The sequence below is a fragment of the Photobacterium carnosum genome (genome assembly GCF_021236965.1).
GTDB classification, from domain to species: domain Bacteria; phylum Pseudomonadota; class Gammaproteobacteria; order Enterobacterales; family Vibrionaceae; genus Photobacterium; species Photobacterium carnosum.
This window is the reverse complement of record NZ_WMDN01000003.1, coordinates 131873-149054: the sequence shown is the minus strand read 5'-3', so window position 1 is coordinate 149054 and position 17182 is coordinate 131873. Positions and strand designations below refer to the sequence as shown.

The following is a 17182-nucleotide window of genomic DNA, read 5'->3' as shown; positions in this document are numbered from 1 at the left end:
TATTTTAACTTTTCAAGAGTTACAGCGTCACTGAAATTGTTTTTACCGAATTAGAGGAAACTCCATCATGGCTGCATTATTTGAAAGTTTTGATCGTCGTATTGCAAAAATCACTCCAGTACTAGAACAATATGGTTTTGCTTCACTAGAAGAAGCACGTGATTACTGTAACGAACATGGTGTTGATGCATACAACATCGTTAAAGAAACACAACCTATCGCGTTTGAAAACGCATCTTGGGCTTACGTTTTAGGTGCTGCTATTGCACTTAAAGAAGGCGCAAAAACAGCAGCTGAAGCGGCTGAATTCTTAGGTCTTGGTCTACAAACTTTCTGTATTCCTGGTTCTGTTGCAGACCAACGTCAAGTAGGTCTTGGTCACGGTCGTCTAGGTGCTCGTCTACTAAGCAACGAAACACAATGTTTCGCATTCCTTGCTGGTCACGAATCATTTGCAGCAGCTGAAGGCGCAATCAAAATTGCCCTAAACGCTAACAAAGTACGTACTAACCCACTACGCGTTATTCTTAACGGTCTTGGTAAAGATGCTGCTTACCTAATCGCTCGTATCAATGGCTTCAACTATGTTGAAACTAAATATGATTACGTAACTGGCGATCTAAACGTTGTTTCTGAGCGTCGTTTCTCTCAAACACAACGTGGTGACATCAACTGTTACGGTTCTGATGATGTACGTGAAGGTGTTGCAATTATGCACCGCGAAGACGTTGATATCTCAATCACTGGTAACTCAACTAACCCAACACGTTTCCAACACCCTGTTGCTGGTACGTACAAAAAAGAACGTCTAGAAGCAGGCAAAGCTTACTTCTCAGTAGCATCAGGCGGCGGTACTGGTCGTACTCTTCACCCTGATAACGTTGCTGCAGGTCCAGCTTCTTACGGTCTTACTGATACTATGGGTCGTATGCACTCTGACGCTCAGTTCGCAGGTTCTTCATCTGTACCAGCTCACGTTGAAATGATGGGTCTTATTGGTATGGGTAACAACCCAATGGTTGGCGCAACTGTTGCTGTTGCCGTTGCTATTGAGCAAGCTCAAAAAGCATAAGCTATAGTTAAAAAAGATTTTATCTTCAAATAACGAAAAAGGCGCAAGATTAGACACTTGCGCCTTTATTTTTTATCCTTAATTGTTATTTCTGCAAAATACTCTACAATCATCCCCCATTCCAAGTTCTTGATCTCGCTTATCCCTATAAAACAATTTATCTTCAAGGTATAATCGATCAAGAATCGAGTTAATCTTATATATCTTACACAGCACCATGCTGTTACAGATAAAGTAAAGGAAATATCATGATCCAAGTTGTAGGTCACAAAAACCCAGATAGTGACAGCATTTGTTCTGCACTAGTTTGTACAGCGTTTCTTAAAGCTCGTGGTCTTGAGGCGACAGCAATTCGTCAAGGCGAAATGAACCGTGAAACTCTACATATCCTTGAGCTAGCTGGCGTTACGGCTCCTGAGCTACGTACAAGTGTTGCTGGTGAGAAAGTATGGTTAGTTGACTATTCAGACCTTGCTCAAGCACCTGATGACCTAGCTGAAGCTGAAGTTGTCGGTATTGTTGACCACCACCGTCTAGGTGATGTAATGACAATCAACCCAATGGAAGCATGGATCTGGCCTGTAGGTTGTACTTGTACTGTTCTATTCAACTTATTTAAGATTGAAGATCACAAAATCACACGTGAACTAGCCGTACTAATGATGTCAGCTATTTTGTCTGATACTGTCGGTTTTGCATCTCCAACGTGTACTCAAAAAGATAAAGATGCAGTACATGAGCTTGCTCAAATTGCTGACATACAAGACTTAGAATCATTCATCAAAGCCTTACTCATTGCCAAGACTGATATCAAAGGTCTAACGGCTGCACAACTTGTTGAAAAAGATCTTAAAGGCTACCCTTTCAACAATCGTGACGTTGTTGTTGGTCAAATCGAACTTGCGACTCTTGAGCAAGTAGATAGCATGATTGAAGAGCTTCAAGCTGATCTTCAACGTCGTTGTGACGAAGACGGTTTAGGTCTGGCAGCATTAATGCTAACAGATATCACAACAAGTACTACTCGCCTACTTTACACCGGTGATTGGAATCACATTCTTGATACACACGCAACAGACGGTGTATTAATGATGGAAAATACACTAAGCCGTAAAAAGCAAGGCTGGCCTTGGCTACAAACAGTACTTGCAAAATAATTATTTCAACTAATTATTGATAATAAAAAAGGCTCTTTTTAGAGTCTTTTTTTTGATCATAATAAAGATAAATAACACCAATAATAACCACCAATTTCCCCCTAAAAATAAAATATGTGCTACACCAATTTCCAAATTAGAGCAAATACTTTAATTATTTAAATCAATAGAAATACATCTAAAAACCATCGCTATGAGTAAATTATAAGCAAACAAACTATTTTATTGTGATATTTATCCATATTTGCTTATTATTCTCTTGAGGTATAACTATAATCCTCTCTCTTTTAAATCCAGCCTTCTTTGAAGGGTGAACAAGAAGCTACTAGAAATTATAGAGAGACAGTATAATGTCCATAAATAAAAAGCATATCTCCTTCATTATTACAGCCATACTTTCAAGCCAAGCGCATGCTGCTGGATATCAGGTATCAGAACACTCTGCTGCAGGTCTTGGTCGTGCATACGCAGGTGATGCTGCAATAGCAGACACCGCTGCGGTATTAGCACGTAACCCTGCCGCAATGACACGTTTTAAACATGCTGAAGTTTCAGGGGTAATGAGTGTCATTAATCCATCAATCAATATTGATGATCATACTCACAATGAAACTGCAAAAGATATTTCACCAATAAGTCTAGTCCCCGCAGCCTACTACATTCAGCCTATCAATGATAAAACAGCGATTGGTTTAGCTATTTTTAGTAACTATGGCGTGACCACTGACTACCCTACAGCGATGCAAGCAGGTAGCCTTGCGGGTAAAACTGCATTAGAAACGGTTAACTTCAATCCGAATATTGCTTATCGTATCTCACCAAAATTAAGTATTGGTGCCGGTGTTAGCCTTGTTTATGGCACAGCAGAATTTAATCGTCGTTTAGGCTCTTTAGCTTACGCAGCGCCAAGCCATAACCTTATCAATATGGAAGGTACCGATTGGAGCTGGGGATGGAATGTTGGTGCGTTATACGAACTAAATGACAATACTCGTTTTGGACTAAGCTACCGTTCACAAGTAGACCTCAATTTTAAAGGCCATTTTACTGACTACTTGGGTCAAGCAACATCCAAACGAAATGAAACCGTTGCAGCAAGCCTTGCACTTCCTCTTCCTGCAATTGCTGAATTTTCAGGCTTTCATCAACTGAACCCACAATGGGCGATTAGCTATAGTGTGCAATGGACGCAATACAATAAATTTAAAGAAATCAGAGCAATCAGTTCTCAATGTAAAACAGGCACTTGTTTTGTTAAAAAAGAAAACTTCAAAGATACTTACCGTTGGGCTGTAGGTACTACCTATACATTAAACCCAACGTGGACACTGCGTTATGGTTTTGCCATTGATCAAAATGCTGGACAGGCAACATTAAGCATTCCAGATACTGATCGTTATTGGTACTCAGCGGGGGCGACTTATCATTACAATCCAGCTCTATCTGTTGATCTCGGCGTATCTTATATTCACAGTAAAAAAGCTGACTTTGTAGAACAAACACCAGCAGGTGAAAATGACAGCATTACGTCATCAGGCAAAGCTTACCTTGCTGCTGCACAAGTTAATTACCGCTTTTAATGCGAAATAAACTATAAATCATTAGGAATAACAATGAAGATACGTTCAATAGCATTATTAGTCACCTCTGCATTAAGTTTAATGGGCTGTAAAAGTGATGGTACATTGGAGAATCAATCACCGATTGATCCTAATATTGCTGCAAGCTTGAATGCTGAAACAAAAATAAACTTTGACCTTTTGTCTGCCAATAAAACGCTAATATTACCAACCTATTTAGCGATGGATGCTCAAGACGGCACCCTTGCAACAGAAGCGATGGCGCAAGATAAAACCAATACCTCAGATCCATTAGTTGCCATGGGACAAACCGACGGTTGGAGTACCACTCAACCGATTACGATCAATTTTATAGGTAAAGCTCTTGATCCTACACCAGCGGCGACTAGCTTTTATTTGATTAAATCAGGCGATCCAACAAATACTGACGATACAACAAAGCCGACTCTATTATCTCAACAAAATAAAGATTTTACTCTTCAAGTCTCGGGTCACAGTTTAATTGTGATACTGCTTAAACCGTTAGATCCTGCGAGTAACTACATGTATGCCGTTACTGACGATCTAAAAGATATGAACGGCCAAGCTGTAGGTATGAGTAACTCATACGCATTATTAAAATCAGATAATCTGCCACCAGCACCTGCATTGTTACCTGCACAAAAGATCACCCATGTTACAGAAGAAGCTTTCCATGGTATTGTGCAAAAACGCGATATTATCTTCTCATCATGGTTTACGACATTATCATCTGGTGATGTGTTATTTGCAGCGAAGATGGCAACAAAAGAAGCCATGGCGCTAGGTGCTAATAATGTATGGCAAGGTTCTGCTATTGCCAAAACTGTGACTCCCGAGCAGCTTTCAACATTATTTACGTTCTCTCAACCTGTACAAGTTGACGACCTAAATAAAGTCAGTAAAAAAAGTAATGTCACAATCTATCAAGGCACTGTTTCATTACCATACTACCTCGATATTCGTGCTAACAAATTTATGAATACCCCTTGGCAAAGTGGTATGCCAAGCCTTGCTAAGATTAAATATGTATTAAGCAATGGTAGTAATGCGGATAAAGCGACGATTTTAGCTCAATTAGCCGCTGCGAAAGTAACACTAACCGACATGGCGCAAGTGGCGACAAACCCACAAGTGCAAATTAAAGTACTCACTCTATTAATGGGTAAAAAGCTATTTTTAGCCAATGGCAACCAACTTGACCCTGAACGTCTAATTACTCGCTACAGTGCTATACCTGAACTTAAATCAGTGCAGACGATTGATTACACTTTAGTCTTACCAAACAGTAAAAAATGTCAGACTCTTGGTGCTAATGATGTCACTATTTTCCAACATGGTATTACCGCAGATAAAGATGTATTAATTAAGCATATTAAAATTAAAGATGATAAAGATAAAATAGTTTCATTACCTTCTTTAGCAGAAAAATTAGTTGGGGATCAATGCCGCGCAATTTTTGCCATAAACCAACCACTTCATGGTACCGATCGTGGTATTAATATCACAAATAAAAGTGGCGTAACGGTATATAAAAATGCAGCAATAGATCCCTCAATGTATTTAAATCTTGAAAACTTAACCGTTGCGCGCGATAACTTGCGTCAAAGTACCATTGATGTAGTCAACCTACGTGCTGCTATTGGTAAATTATTTACCCATATTCAGCAACAGCAAAAAGAAGGTCAAGCTTCAAGCAATATTTCACCGTTAGACATGTTAAATCCTAATAACGGGGTGAGTTTTTCAGGTCACTCATTAGGCGCTATTGTCGGTACTAATGTCGGCAATATTGCCAACCGCCCCACACTTGAGCCGACGTTTGATAAACAATACTTTGCGATTGATAAACTGGCATTAGCGAACCCAGGTGCCGAGATCCCTTACCTACTATTAAACTCAGGCAGTTTTGGTGGTCTTCTAAAAGCAGGGGTTCTACAAAGTTCAGTATCTAATCCAGCACAAATAACGCCAGACGTAATTGAAACAGGTAAATTTCTACAAGCACTGAATGTTTGTTATGTCGCTCAAGATGATAAGCACAAAGATTTGAACAAATGTTATATTGATAACATTACAGCGATTAAAGATAACAACCCAAGTTTATTCGCTAAATGGACAGAGACTTACGTTAAGTTCGCTTATGCCGCCCAAACAGTAATGGATCCAGTTGATCCGATTAACCTTGCTGATGGTATTCCGTCTTCTGTCCCTGTCTATGTGCAAATGGTTAAAGGTGATAGTACGATTCCAAATATTACTACGCCAAACAACCTGCCTTACTCACCGTTCACAGGTACTGAACCACTGATTAAGCAATTAGGTTTAGCATTAAACAATGCAACTAAAGGTTGGAAAGAATATACACCAGGCAGCCATACATCATTACTCGATATCACGATGCCAACAAATGATAGCTTTACCATTGAAGCGTCTAAAGCAACAACATTAGAAATGCAGACTGATATGGCTGATTTTTTAAATAAATAATCTAGCCTAACAAAAAGCCTTGATACTCTTGTTTATACCACGCAAGTTATCAAGGCTTTATTTTATGTGCTTTTTTTATGTAATTGACCTAACGTAAATGCTGCATCAGACTGGTTTTTTTATTCAGTAACTGTGAAAAAGACGTCACAAACTGCTCACCAATTTGTTTTCCTTGCTGGTAATCAAGCTCTAAATCTTCATAACTACTTAATAACGCACTACTATTTAATGCCTTCTCAGGTGCAATTTGAATAACCTGCAACCCTTGCGGTGGATTCACTAAAAAATCATTCACATCACGATAAGTATGATGATAACGCGCTAACATTTCTAATATTTCAGAGTTTGTTCCCTGCCCAGTTAACGCAATGAGTCGCTCAACATTTAACTGTGAAAACCAACCTTTTTTAGATATCGATTTATTTACTAATTCAGTCTCTTGAGAATCGTTAGTTTCATCATTCCAATAATGTTGTCGCCATTGTTCAAATCGCTGGCTCAACTCTTGATGAATATTTTTAATTTTATCAACTGACTCATTCAAACTTAACTTATCAATATAATAAGGTAGTTGAATTTCAATGTTTTCCCGCCAATCATCAAAAATACCCCGTTCATTATTATCGCTACTGTCTGTATCGCTATACTCTAGTGGCTCAGTACGGATAACCACCACTAAATCAGCACCACGCCGCCATGCTTCTTTAACAGGAATTGCCGCACTCACGCCACCATCAACCCATTGAAGCTCATCCATATTGACAGGTTGATTATAAAGCAGAGGAATCGCACACGATGCTAACAGCACATCTTGCCAATCTTGTTGGTACATTGGCAAATAATAATCTTGCAGAGTATCTTTACGGGTCGCACATGCAAGTGCGGTTCGACACATTAATGTTTTGTGCGCGGTTGCAACATCGAGAGGATATAGCCCAGAGGATGACACTTGCTGTAACGCCCACTCCAAGTTCATCGGCTGTTGCTTGCTAAGGTATTTATAAAGATTAAAAAATTTATCATCCATCGATACATCACGAATAAAATGATAACCAAATCGCGGTTGGCGGCTAATAAAAGAAGATAAATTGAGCGCACCGGCAGAAGTACCAATATACAACTCAAATGGATCAAATTGATGATCAAGAAAGCTATCAAGCACACCAGCAGAAAATATACCCCGTTGGCCGCCTCCTTGAACAATTAATGCTATTTTTTTATTCGATGTAGTGTTAAGCATCAAAGAAAAATCAGCGACCGATTTTTCATTAAAATCACGTAAACTAAACGGAAGATAATTCATTGCTTCTCCCTGTTAAATATGTAAACCAACATACGTTACTATATCTAAGAGAGTAGAATATACAACGCGTACATACCAACAGGCAATAATGCTAAAAAATATTATTACATTAACTAATAATGCAGTGTTAATTACTATGCATGTACAACAATAATTCCATAGCCTGCTAATGCGAAAAGTATGATAGTTACTGTTATTAGCGTAATTTTAAATTCAATATTCATAATAAAGCCCTCTTATAATACGGAACATAACATTACCTTAAGTCTTGTTCAGGTTGTTACTAAAAGCAATATGAATTGCGATCATTACGACAATACTCACACAATACATTATCGCCAATAAAGAAAATTTTTCATTATGCTACACTATGCAAATAAACAGCTTTTTTATATTCTATGTAAGATTATAATCAACTGATTATATAGCTTATTTTATAGGGAAAATAATGAAACCATTACTCACTGTCAGCTTAATTGCTACGACAATAATCTCCACCACGGCACTGGCAAAACCCGTCGATTGGACGCCTGGAATTGGCGGTGATGTTTCTTTCATGGTTGGCTACAGTAAATCTAACTCACAGTTTAATAGTGATAATCACACTACACCAAATCTAAATAGTAGCGGTGACGATCAAAATAAAATGTTCGTTGCCCCTATTGGTAGCCTCAGCTACACCTTTAATGATGGTGATAAACAACTCTATTTTGGTACTAACCGTTCTGATATTGCTCTGGGTCGGTTTCATGTTGATATAGGTTATCGACAAAAGTTTGCTGATAATTCCATGCTAACCCTGAGCTATATACCCGGTGTACTGACTCAAAAAACATGGCAAGATCCTTACCTACAAGATGTAGAACGCAGCAAAATAAAAACCAGCATTAATGCATTTAGCGTCAAGCTTAACAACATTCGTGGTTCTCGTTTTTCTGGTCAAGTTGCCTACGGTAAATTTAGTGTTGATCATGAACGTAGTGGCAACGATCCTTTACTTTCGCTGACTATCAACGAACAAGCCACTCTAAATCGTAATGCTAACGTTCTTTATACTGAAGCCTCTTATACGAAACCATTTAGTCGTAGTTTAATTCTACGAACCTCTCTTAATTTCACTAATATTAATGCTGAGGGTAATGCCATGCGTAATAATATGTATGGTGTAGCCGCGACTATTATTCAGTTATTACCTCAATCAAGCTTTGCATTTACTTTAAATTACAAAAGAGCATTATTTGACTTAGCTAATCCCGTCTTTAATAAAAAACAACAAGATAATAAATTCGGAGCATTCTTAGCTTATGAATATAACCAACCCTTTAATTGGAAAAACTGGGGTTTAGTTTCTCTCGTCGGTTATAACTCAACACAATCAAATATAAACTTTTATGATAGTAACGAGATGTTAGTTAGTATCGGTTTAAATTATAAATTCTAATAACAACATAATAAATAATGGCACTCTTTAATTAATGGATTTCATTTGAAGTGATTACATTTTGACCATATCGAAATAATTCGAGACATCATTCAAAATATCGATTAGATTAACGATACTTTGCCAACGTTATGGAAACGTTAAATAAATTATGGCGGCTAATAATCGTACTGCAGATGCATCCCTAGAATCTTTGCATCGCATTTTTACTATACCAGAAGCACCTGATTCAACTTTGGGATCCATCGAAAAAGAGCTTTCTGAAAACCTCAATGAATTTCTGCGAACCCATATCGCAGCAATCGAAAAACCCTTAGCTGAAATTGAAAAAGATTTCTCTAATCCGAATATTCCGGAAGTTCCTTCTTTTGTTTCTGAACATACCCAATTCTTATTAAATAAACTTGTCGCCCAATCAGTTCATACTGCTGCGCCTACGTTTATCGGTCACATGACCTCTGCACTACCCTATTTCATGATGCCTTTGTCTAAGATCATGATCGCGCTAAACCAAAACCTCGTAAAAATAGAAACATCAAAAGCATTTACACCACTAGAACGTCAAGTTTTAGGTATGCTTCATAAGTTAATATTTAATCAAAATGAAAGTTTCTACCAACAATGGATGCACAGTGCTGACCATTCTTTAGGCGCTTTTTGTTCCGGTGGCACCATCGCCAATATCACCGCATTATGGGTTGCTCGTAATACAGTATTACAACCTGATGGTGATTTCACGGGTGTAGGACAACAAGGTTTACTGCGAGCAATGAAGCACTATGGTTATGATGATCTTGCTATTCTCGTATCAGAGCGCGGTCACTATTCTCTTAAAAAAGCAGCAGATGTTTTAGGTATCGGCAGAGATAGCCTTATTGCGATTAAAACTGATGATAATAATCGTATTGATCTTGATGAATTACAAATCACACTCGATATTTTAAAACAGAAAAATATTAAACCCTTTGCGATTATTGGGATTGCAGGTACCACAGAAACGGGCAATATCGACCCCCTTGATCAGCTTGCAGATATTGCGGCCGAACACCAATGCCACTTCCATGTTGATGCGGCTTGGGGCGGTGCTACTTTAATGTCAAATAAATATCGTCATTTATTGAAAGGGATTGAACGCGCAGACTCAATTACTATCGATGCCCATAAGCAGCTCTATATTCCAATGGGTGCTGGCATGGTGATCTTTAAAAATCCAGAATTAATGAGTGCAATTGAGCATCATGCTGAATATATTCTTCGAGAAGGTTCAAAAGATTTAGGCAGTCATACACTTGAAGGATCACGCAGTGGTATGGCGATGTTACTGTTTGCGAGTCTGAATATTATTAGTCGCCCTGGCTATGAATTATTGATCAATAACAGCATTGAAAAAGCCGCTTACTTTGCACAATGTATTAAACAGCACCCTGATTTTGAGTTAGTTACTGAACCTGAATTATGCCTACTGACTTACCGCTTTGTTCCCAAAAACACACAACAAGCATTACAACAAGCAACCCCAGCACAACGTGAAATATTGCTAGAGCTGTTAAATGATCTCACCCAATTTATTCAAAAACGCCAACGAGAATCAGGTAAATCATTTGTATCACGTACGCGTATTACCCCTGAAAAGTGGCAACGAAAAGCAACGACTGTGTTTCGGGTTGTGCTAGCAAATCCTCTAACAACCACTGAAATTCTAGAAAATGTCCTTATTGAGCAACAACAACTTGCACAACAAAGCACTATTAGCCTGCCTAAAATCATTAAATTGACTGAAAAAATACTAGAAAAAAGAATTTAAAACGATATATAAGGCGCTTATATCTATACGGTATTTTCTTAAAATTAACGGCATATCGCATTTTTTGCCATTTTATTGGTTTTAATTAGCGTAAATGCCTCATTCGATATATGACTATTTTATGAATAAATCACAACTTAACTATGAACAGTGAATGATTGTAGTATGAATAGCATCACCAAAAAGCATTATTTACCTTTATTAATATTCACTCACTTACACATTGAAAGTATCAATTTAAGGTAAAATAAATTTTACAAGGGAATATAGCTCAAAATACATGTTCATAAGATTTCATTTTTCAATGCCATTGCTGCGAAGATGTTTCACCAAGTGTCCGTAAATCATTTTTATAGTTTCTATGATGTTACAAAACGGCCTTGGTATTAATAATAATTCTCAGTACGCGATTTTGTTCCATTTTGACCCAAAAAAATATTTCAATGAATCATGATATAAATCAAAAAATCGCCCAAATAGCGTTCAAAAAAAATGCCCTATTCTTTTCAAATAGGGCATTTTTATGTCAATTTATGTCATAACTATTTTATTGAGACAACGTTTTTCTGACCCAAACAAGACTACTATCAGTCGCCAGCAAACATATATCCTTCGCCATGGACGGTAACAAAAATCTGTGGGTTCTTCGGATCAAGTTCCATTTTAGAACGCATTCTACGAATTAAAACATCAATAGTTCGGTCATTCGGCGCTTCAACACGGTGGCTTAGCATGTTCAAAATACGTTCACGGCTTAGCACTACATTTGGGTGTGAAGAGAACGCAACTAACAGCTCATATTCAGCCTTAGTTAACTTCACTGGAAGACCGTTATGTGTCAGTGCGCGTTTATTAATATCAAACTGCCATTCACCAAAACGAATGATGTTATCTTCCTGCATTTCAACCATCGTTTCATCACGCGCTTTTTCTACTAACGTCATGCGCCATAACAAATTTTTCACTCGAACTAATAGCTCTCGCAATTCAAAAGGCTTAGTTACATAATCGTCTGCGCCCATTTCTAGACCAACAATTCTATCAATACTATCGGTACGTCCAGTCACCAAAATAATACCTACTTCAGAACGGCTACGAAGCTCACGAGTTAGCATTAAACCATCTTCGCCAGGTAGGTTAATATCAAGCATTACAAGGTTGATTTTTTCCGTTGCCATTATCTCGCGCATCTGTGCGCCACTGTCTGCTTGGCTTACCTTGTATCCTTCATTCTCAAAATACCCAACCAATTTTGTGCGGGTAACAATTTCATCTTCTACAACAAGTATGTGATGGGTCATGTCGTTCTCTTTTTAGTTTTTGGCTTTCTTGCTGAACGGTAGCACAAACTAAGACCATTCACAATTTGTCATAACTCTGCCTTGGCTATTCATTCGTAGCGTTAACCTTATTCATATCGTAACAATAAGATTACCTCATAAAATTTTAACCGTCACCGTAGCCTACGGTGAGCATTCTTTTAAATGGAATCTTTCAAAATGAAAAAAATTTGGCAGATGTTGACAAAACCAAGCAGCAAGTACTCAATTCTTGCTCTGGTGCTTGTTGGTATTGGTATCGCCGTGAGTGGCATTTTTGCTGTGCACAAAGGTTTTGAACATGCATCAACCAATGAATTCTGTGTTGGTTGTCATACCATGCAGCAAAACTATGAAGAGTATACCCAATCTGTACACTTCAAAAATGCTTCAGGTGTTCGTGCTGACTGTGTTGACTGTCACCAACCGAAAGATTTAGTCGGTATGATAGAAACTAAGTTAATGGCATCAAAAGATGTGTATAACCAGTTTATTACCAAGAAAATCGATACGCCTGAAAAATTTGAAGAGCACCGTTTAGAATTAGCTCAAATGGTTTGGAAACGCATGGAAAAACAAAACTCAAGCACATGTAAGAGTTGCCATAACTATTCTGCTATGGACCATGCTAAGCAATCACCTGCCGCTGCTGCTGCAATGACAGAAGCAGCGTCAAAAGACATGAACTGTATTGAATGTCACAAAGGTATTGCACACGAACTGCCTAACATGGCAGGTGGTTTCCAGAAAGATTTCCAAGGGCTACAAGCCGAAGCAACCTCTCAAGGTGCAACGGCTGAGAAACTTTACTCATTAGGTGAGAAAGATATCTTTGCAACTGATGATCCAAAAGGTAAATCAGAAGGTAAATTATTACCGGCTTCTGAAGTCACCGTACTTGAACGCAAAGGCGACATGCTAAAAGTTGAAGTTAACGGCTGGTTAGAAAAAGCAGGTAAAGGTCGTGTAATGACTGAGTACATGGGCAAGCGTGTCTTTAAGGCAACTATCCGTGGCGAAGTGAAAGCGAACGAGAAAATCATTAAAGAAGAAACTGATCCTGCAACTAACATTGTATGGCAGAACATCAGCGTTCAAGGTTGGGTTACTAAATCAGACATGATTGATAGTATTAAACCAATCTGGAACTACGCAGAAGATATGTACGCGTCTACATGTAACGCTTGTCATGCGGCGCCTGATCCTGGCCATTTTACTGCAAATGGCTGGATCGCAAGTCTGAAAGCCATGAGCTCTTACTACCGTCTGACTAAGACTGAAGAACGCACACTACTTAAATATCTTCAGAACCATGGCAGCGATACAGGTAGTACTGGCGCGCATTAATCCAGCGCACCAATAAACGATTAAATGATAGGCGGGTGATAACGGTTATCCCCGCCCCATCGATAAAAATTAAAGTTTAAGGATTCTCCAACTATGGCGACTCAAAACAATCATAAAGGCATTACACGCCGCCGCTTCTTATCTGGTCTTGCGATTGCAAGTGCTGCATCAGTTGTCGGTACTAGCCTGCTTGCTCCTCGTAAAGCAATGGCAGCAACAGATGCAATAACAGGTTTTAACGGTGAAGTGCTTTGTGGCTCTCACTGGGGTGCTTTCCGCGCTAAAGTTGTTAACGGTGTATGGACTGAAACCACACCGTTTGAGAAAGACCCACACCCAACAGTTATGCTAGATGCCGTACGTGAAGTGGTATACAACCCTGCACGTGTTAAATACCCAATGATCCGTATCGACTGGCTAAAACAAGGCTACAAGTCTGATACAAGCCAACGTGGTAACAACCGTTTCGTACGTGTGCCTTGGTCACAAGCATTAGATTTCTTCCAACACGAATTAAACCGTGTTCAAGAAACTTATGGCCCAAGTGCGTTATACGCAGGTCATACTGGCTGGCAGTCTGTAGGTAAACTACACAACGCCGGTACAATGATGAAACGTGGTATCAGCCTACACGGTACAACCCTTGGTAAAATGGGTGACTACTCAACAGGTGCTGCACAAGTTATTCTTCCTTACGTTGCTGGTGCAATGGAAGTTTACGAGCAACAAACCTCTTGGGATATCGTGCTTAAAAACACAGATACCATCGTAATGTGGGGTACGGATCCCGTTAAAAACCTTCAAGTAGGTTGGTTGGTTCCTGATCACAGCGTATACGGCTCATACCAGCAACTTGCTGAAAAAGTGAAAAACAAAGAAATTAAAGTTATTCACATTGACCCTGTCCGTAACCAAACCATGAAGTTTGTTGGTGGTGAGCAGTTACCTGTCCACCCACAATCAGATATTCCGTTGATGCTGGCGATTGCGCACACGCTATACACTGAAAATCTATACGACAAAGAATTCATCGCTAACTACACCACAGGCTTTAAGCAGTTCATGCCTTACGTGATGGGCGAAACTGACGGTATCGTTAAGACTCCTGAATGGGCAGAGAAAATCTGTGGCATCAAGGCAAGTCAGATCCGTGAACTAGCACGCACAATGGCGGGTGGTCGTACTCAGCTTGTCGGCGGTTGGTGTCTACAGCGTATGCAACACGGCGAACAATGGGCGTGGATGCTAGTTGTTCTTGCCGCAATGCTTGGTCAGATTGGTCAACCTGGTGGTGGTTTCGGCTTTGGCTGGCACTACAACGATGCAGGTACTATCACTTCTGCTGGCCCACTAATGTCAGGCTTTAGTGGTGTAACAGGCGTAGAGCCAATCTACAACGGTTCTTTTAAAGGTTACGCTAAGACAATTCCTGTTGCGCGCTTTGTTGATTGTATCTCTAATCCAGGTACTAAGATTCAATGGAATGGTAACGAAATTACCTTCCCATACATGAAGATGGCGATCTTCAGCGGTAACAACCCATTTGCTCACCACCAAGATCGTAACCGTATGATCAAAGCGTGGACAAAACTAGAGACCGTTGTTTCTATCGAGCACCAATGGACAGCGACGTGTCGTTTTGCAGATATCGTCTTACCTGCAACAACCACTTACGAGCGTGATGATATCGAGCAGTTTGGTAACCACTCCAACAAAGGTATCCTTGCATTACGTAAAATTGTTGAGCCAATGTTTGAATCTAAAGATGACTTTGATATTTTCCGTGAGCTATGTGCACGCTTCAACCGTGAAGAAGCATTTACTGGCGGTAAAACAAAGATGGAAATCATCGAAGAAATCTACAACGGTGCGCGTTTGCAAGGCCGTGGTATCGGTGTTCGTATGCCAAACTTCTCTAAGTTCTGGGAAGGTGATGGTTATATTGAATTCCCTGCGGGCAAAGAGTGGGTACGTCACGAATCATTCCGTAACGAACCGGATCTTGAGCCACTAGGTACAGCATCAGGTCTAATTGAGATCTACTGTAAGACCATCGCAGATATGGGTTATAACGACTGTCAAGGTCACCCAATGTGGTTTGAAAAAGAAGAACGTAGTCACGGTGGTCCACGCTCTGATGTCTATCCGCTTCACTTACAAAGCTGTCACCCCAATAACCGTTTGCACTCACAGTTATGTTCATCAACTGACTTCCGTGCAACTTACGCTGTTGCAGATCGTGAGCCGATTTACATCAACACTCAAGATGCTGCTGCTCGTAATATTAAATCGGGTGATTTGGTACGTGTCTTTAACGGTCGTGGTCAAGTATTAGCGGGTGCGGTTGTTACAGAAGACTACTCACCAGGTGTTTGTCGTATTCATGAAGGTGCTTGGTATAGCCCATTAGAAGGCGGCAAAGCGGGTACAATTTGTACTTACGGCGATCCAAACGTACTAACGTTAGATATCGGTACTTCTCAACTTGCACAAGCAACATCAGCACATACAGCTGTGGTTGATATTGAGAAATACACAGGTCCAGTACCTGAAGTTACTGGTTTTAACGGCCCTACGTATGAAACTGGCATTGATCCTCTATTCCCTGCAATGGATAAATAATTAATCCATTGTTAACATAGTAAATCAATCCGTAAAGGCGATGAATCTTACTTTCATCGCCTTTATTTCATTTTTTAGAACCTATTCTAATAACCGTTAGGTATACTCTACTTAATTGCTTTATTTGAATATGTTTTATGTCTGGAGTGACCATGCAAGAATTTATCGCATTCAATGAACAACGAGCTGAAATCTATTGGTGGATGTCTTCACTTTTCGCCCGTGAGTTAAGTGATGCAGATCTACATGAATACCATGGCGGTGAGATGTATACCTTCCTGTCGGGTCTTGGTATGACTGAGGAATTAAAAGCATCCGTTGATAACTTTCGAGCTGCCATTACAAAGTCTAATGCACGCAGTGATGAGCAACTAGAACTTGCGGCTGATTTTTGTGGATTATTCCTAAGCACACCAAAATCAGGTGCATTGCCTTATGCTTCAATGTATGTGGGTACAACTGGGCTATTAAACGATAAACCAGCACAAGAAATGCATGAGCTTATGGCATCATTTGATATTGCACAGCGCAAAGAATTTAATGAACCAGCTGATCACCTTGCCATTGAATTAGACTTCATGGGTAATTTAATCATCATGGGTAATCAGCAGAAAACTGAAGAACAACGTGAAGCTCTGATGCAATCACAATTGTCATTCATCAATACAATGCTACTAAACTGGTTACCGTTATTTGCTAAAGAATGCCAGATACGTGATCGCTTTGGCTTCTATGCTGCAGCTGCAAATCTACTCCTTTCATTCTGCATGCTTGATAAGAAATTTCTTATTGGTGAATAAGCTTTTTTAGCTTTCATTACACGCATTAAAACGGCCTTATTTAACCAAATAAGGCCGTTTTTTATGTCACATTGCTAAAAAATTCTAATTTTAGAATTTAACAAACTACTCGTTCAAAATATTTATATTTTAATTTCCTTTTATATTGCATAATAATGCAAAAGCTTAGCGAATACATTCAATTCGCCGCTTAAATAAAATCATTTCTAATCATAGGGTTAATGGTCAA

11 protein-coding genes are annotated in these 17182 nt (G+C 39.3%); 9 read left to right on the top strand and 2 right to left on the bottom strand.

The features are described from left to right. Window positions 1-67: 67 nt before the first annotated feature. From GLP24_RS04255 to GLP24_RS04240, 4 genes are all read left to right on the top strand, one after another. Window positions 68-1072 (top strand): GGGtGRT protein, encoded by a 1005-nt coding sequence (locus tag GLP24_RS04255; protein ID WP_101768438.1) that lies wholly within the window; start codon window positions 68-70, stop codon window positions 1070-1072. Between the two features lie 248 nt (window positions 1073-1320). Further along, window positions 1321-2229, top strand: coding sequence for a manganese-dependent inorganic pyrophosphatase (locus tag GLP24_RS04250; RefSeq protein WP_101768439.1), 909 nt, complete (start codon window positions 1321-1323; stop codon window positions 2227-2229). 350 nt (window positions 2230-2579) lie between these two features. Beyond that, window positions 2580-3809 (top strand): outer membrane protein transport protein, encoded by a 1230-nt coding sequence (locus GLP24_RS04245; protein ID WP_221945297.1) that lies wholly within the window; start codon window positions 2580-2582, stop codon window positions 3807-3809. A gap of 33 nt (window positions 3810-3842) precedes the next feature. Beyond that, window positions 3843-6317 (top strand): VolA/Pla-1 family phospholipase, encoded by a 2475-nt coding sequence (locus GLP24_RS04240; RefSeq protein ID WP_232615569.1) that lies wholly within the window; start codon window positions 3843-3845, stop codon window positions 6315-6317. 88 nt (window positions 6318-6405) lie between these two features. Here the strand turns inward: GLP24_RS04240 and GLP24_RS04235 are convergent, their stop codons facing one another. Then, a complete protein-coding gene (locus tag GLP24_RS04235; RefSeq protein WP_232615568.1) occupies window positions 6406-7620 on the bottom strand; it encodes a patatin-like phospholipase family protein in 1215 nt (404 codons plus the stop codon). Between the two features lie 448 nt (window positions 7621-8068). Here GLP24_RS04235 and GLP24_RS04230 point away from each other — a divergent pair, with 448 nt between their 5' ends. After that, entirely contained in the window at window positions 8069-9061 is a 993-nt protein-coding gene (locus GLP24_RS04230) for a DUF2860 family protein (RefSeq protein ID WP_232615567.1), read from the top strand. Window positions 9062-9212: 151 nt separating this feature from the next. After that, window positions 9213-10865, top strand: a complete 1653-nt coding sequence (gene panP / locus GLP24_RS04225) for a pyridoxal-dependent aspartate 1-decarboxylase PanP (RefSeq protein ID WP_101768444.1) — start codon at window positions 9213-9215, stop codon at window positions 10863-10865. Between the two features lie 587 nt (window positions 10866-11452). Here the strand turns inward: panP and torR are convergent. After that, on the bottom strand, window positions 11453-12166 hold the full coding sequence (gene torR, locus GLP24_RS04220) for a two-component system response regulator TorR (protein WP_101768445.1): 714 nt from the start codon (window positions 12164-12166) through the stop codon (window positions 11453-11455). Between the two features lie 198 nt (window positions 12167-12364). On the opposite strand from torR, the gene torC reads away from it, so the two are divergent. From torC to torD, 3 genes are all read left to right on the top strand, one after another. Beyond that, a complete protein-coding gene (gene torC, locus GLP24_RS04215) occupies window positions 12365-13531 on the top strand; it encodes a pentaheme c-type cytochrome TorC (protein WP_101768446.1) in 1167 nt (388 codons plus the stop codon). Between the two features lie 93 nt (window positions 13532-13624). After that, window positions 13625-16153, top strand: a complete 2529-nt coding sequence (gene torA / locus GLP24_RS04210; protein ID WP_232575504.1) for a trimethylamine-N-oxide reductase TorA — start codon at window positions 13625-13627, stop codon at window positions 16151-16153. 152 nt (window positions 16154-16305) lie between these two features. Then, a complete protein-coding gene (torD, locus tag GLP24_RS04205) occupies window positions 16306-16953 on the top strand; it encodes a molecular chaperone TorD (RefSeq protein WP_232615566.1) in 648 nt (215 codons plus the stop codon). Window positions 16954-17182 lie beyond the last annotated feature (229 nt).

Excerpts from the sequence above, each read along its gene's own strand:
- torA (WP_232575504.1), top strand. The coding sequence starts at position 13,625 with ATGGCGACTCAAAACAATCATAAAGGCATTACACGCCGCCGCTTCTTA.
- torR (WP_101768445.1), bottom strand. The coding sequence starts at position 12,166 with ATGACCCATCACATACTTGTTGTAGAAGATGAAATTGTTACCCGCACA.
- panP (WP_101768444.1), top strand. The coding sequence starts at position 9,213 with ATGGCGGCTAATAATCGTACTGCAGATGCATCCCTAGAATCTTTGCAT.
- GLP24_RS04250 (WP_101768439.1), top strand. The coding sequence starts at position 1,321 with ATGATCCAAGTTGTAGGTCACAAAAACCCAGATAGTGACAGCATTTGT.
- GLP24_RS04230 (WP_232615567.1), top strand. The coding sequence starts at position 8,069 with ATGAAACCATTACTCACTGTCAGCTTAATTGCTACGACAATAATCTCC.
- GLP24_RS04235 (WP_232615568.1), bottom strand. The coding sequence starts at position 7,620 with ATGAATTATCTTCCGTTTAGTTTACGTGATTTTAATGAAAAATCGGTC.
- GLP24_RS04245 (WP_221945297.1), top strand. The coding sequence starts at position 2,580 with ATGTCCATAAATAAAAAGCATATCTCCTTCATTATTACAGCCATACTT.
- GLP24_RS04240 (WP_232615569.1), top strand. The coding sequence starts at position 3,843 with ATGAAGATACGTTCAATAGCATTATTAGTCACCTCTGCATTAAGTTTA.
- torD (WP_232615566.1), top strand. The coding sequence starts at position 16,306 with ATGCAAGAATTTATCGCATTCAATGAACAACGAGCTGAAATCTATTGG.
- GLP24_RS04255 (WP_101768438.1), top strand. The coding sequence starts at position 68 with ATGGCTGCATTATTTGAAAGTTTTGATCGTCGTATTGCAAAAATCACT.
- torC (WP_101768446.1), top strand. The coding sequence starts at position 12,365 with ATGAAAAAAATTTGGCAGATGTTGACAAAACCAAGCAGCAAGTACTCA.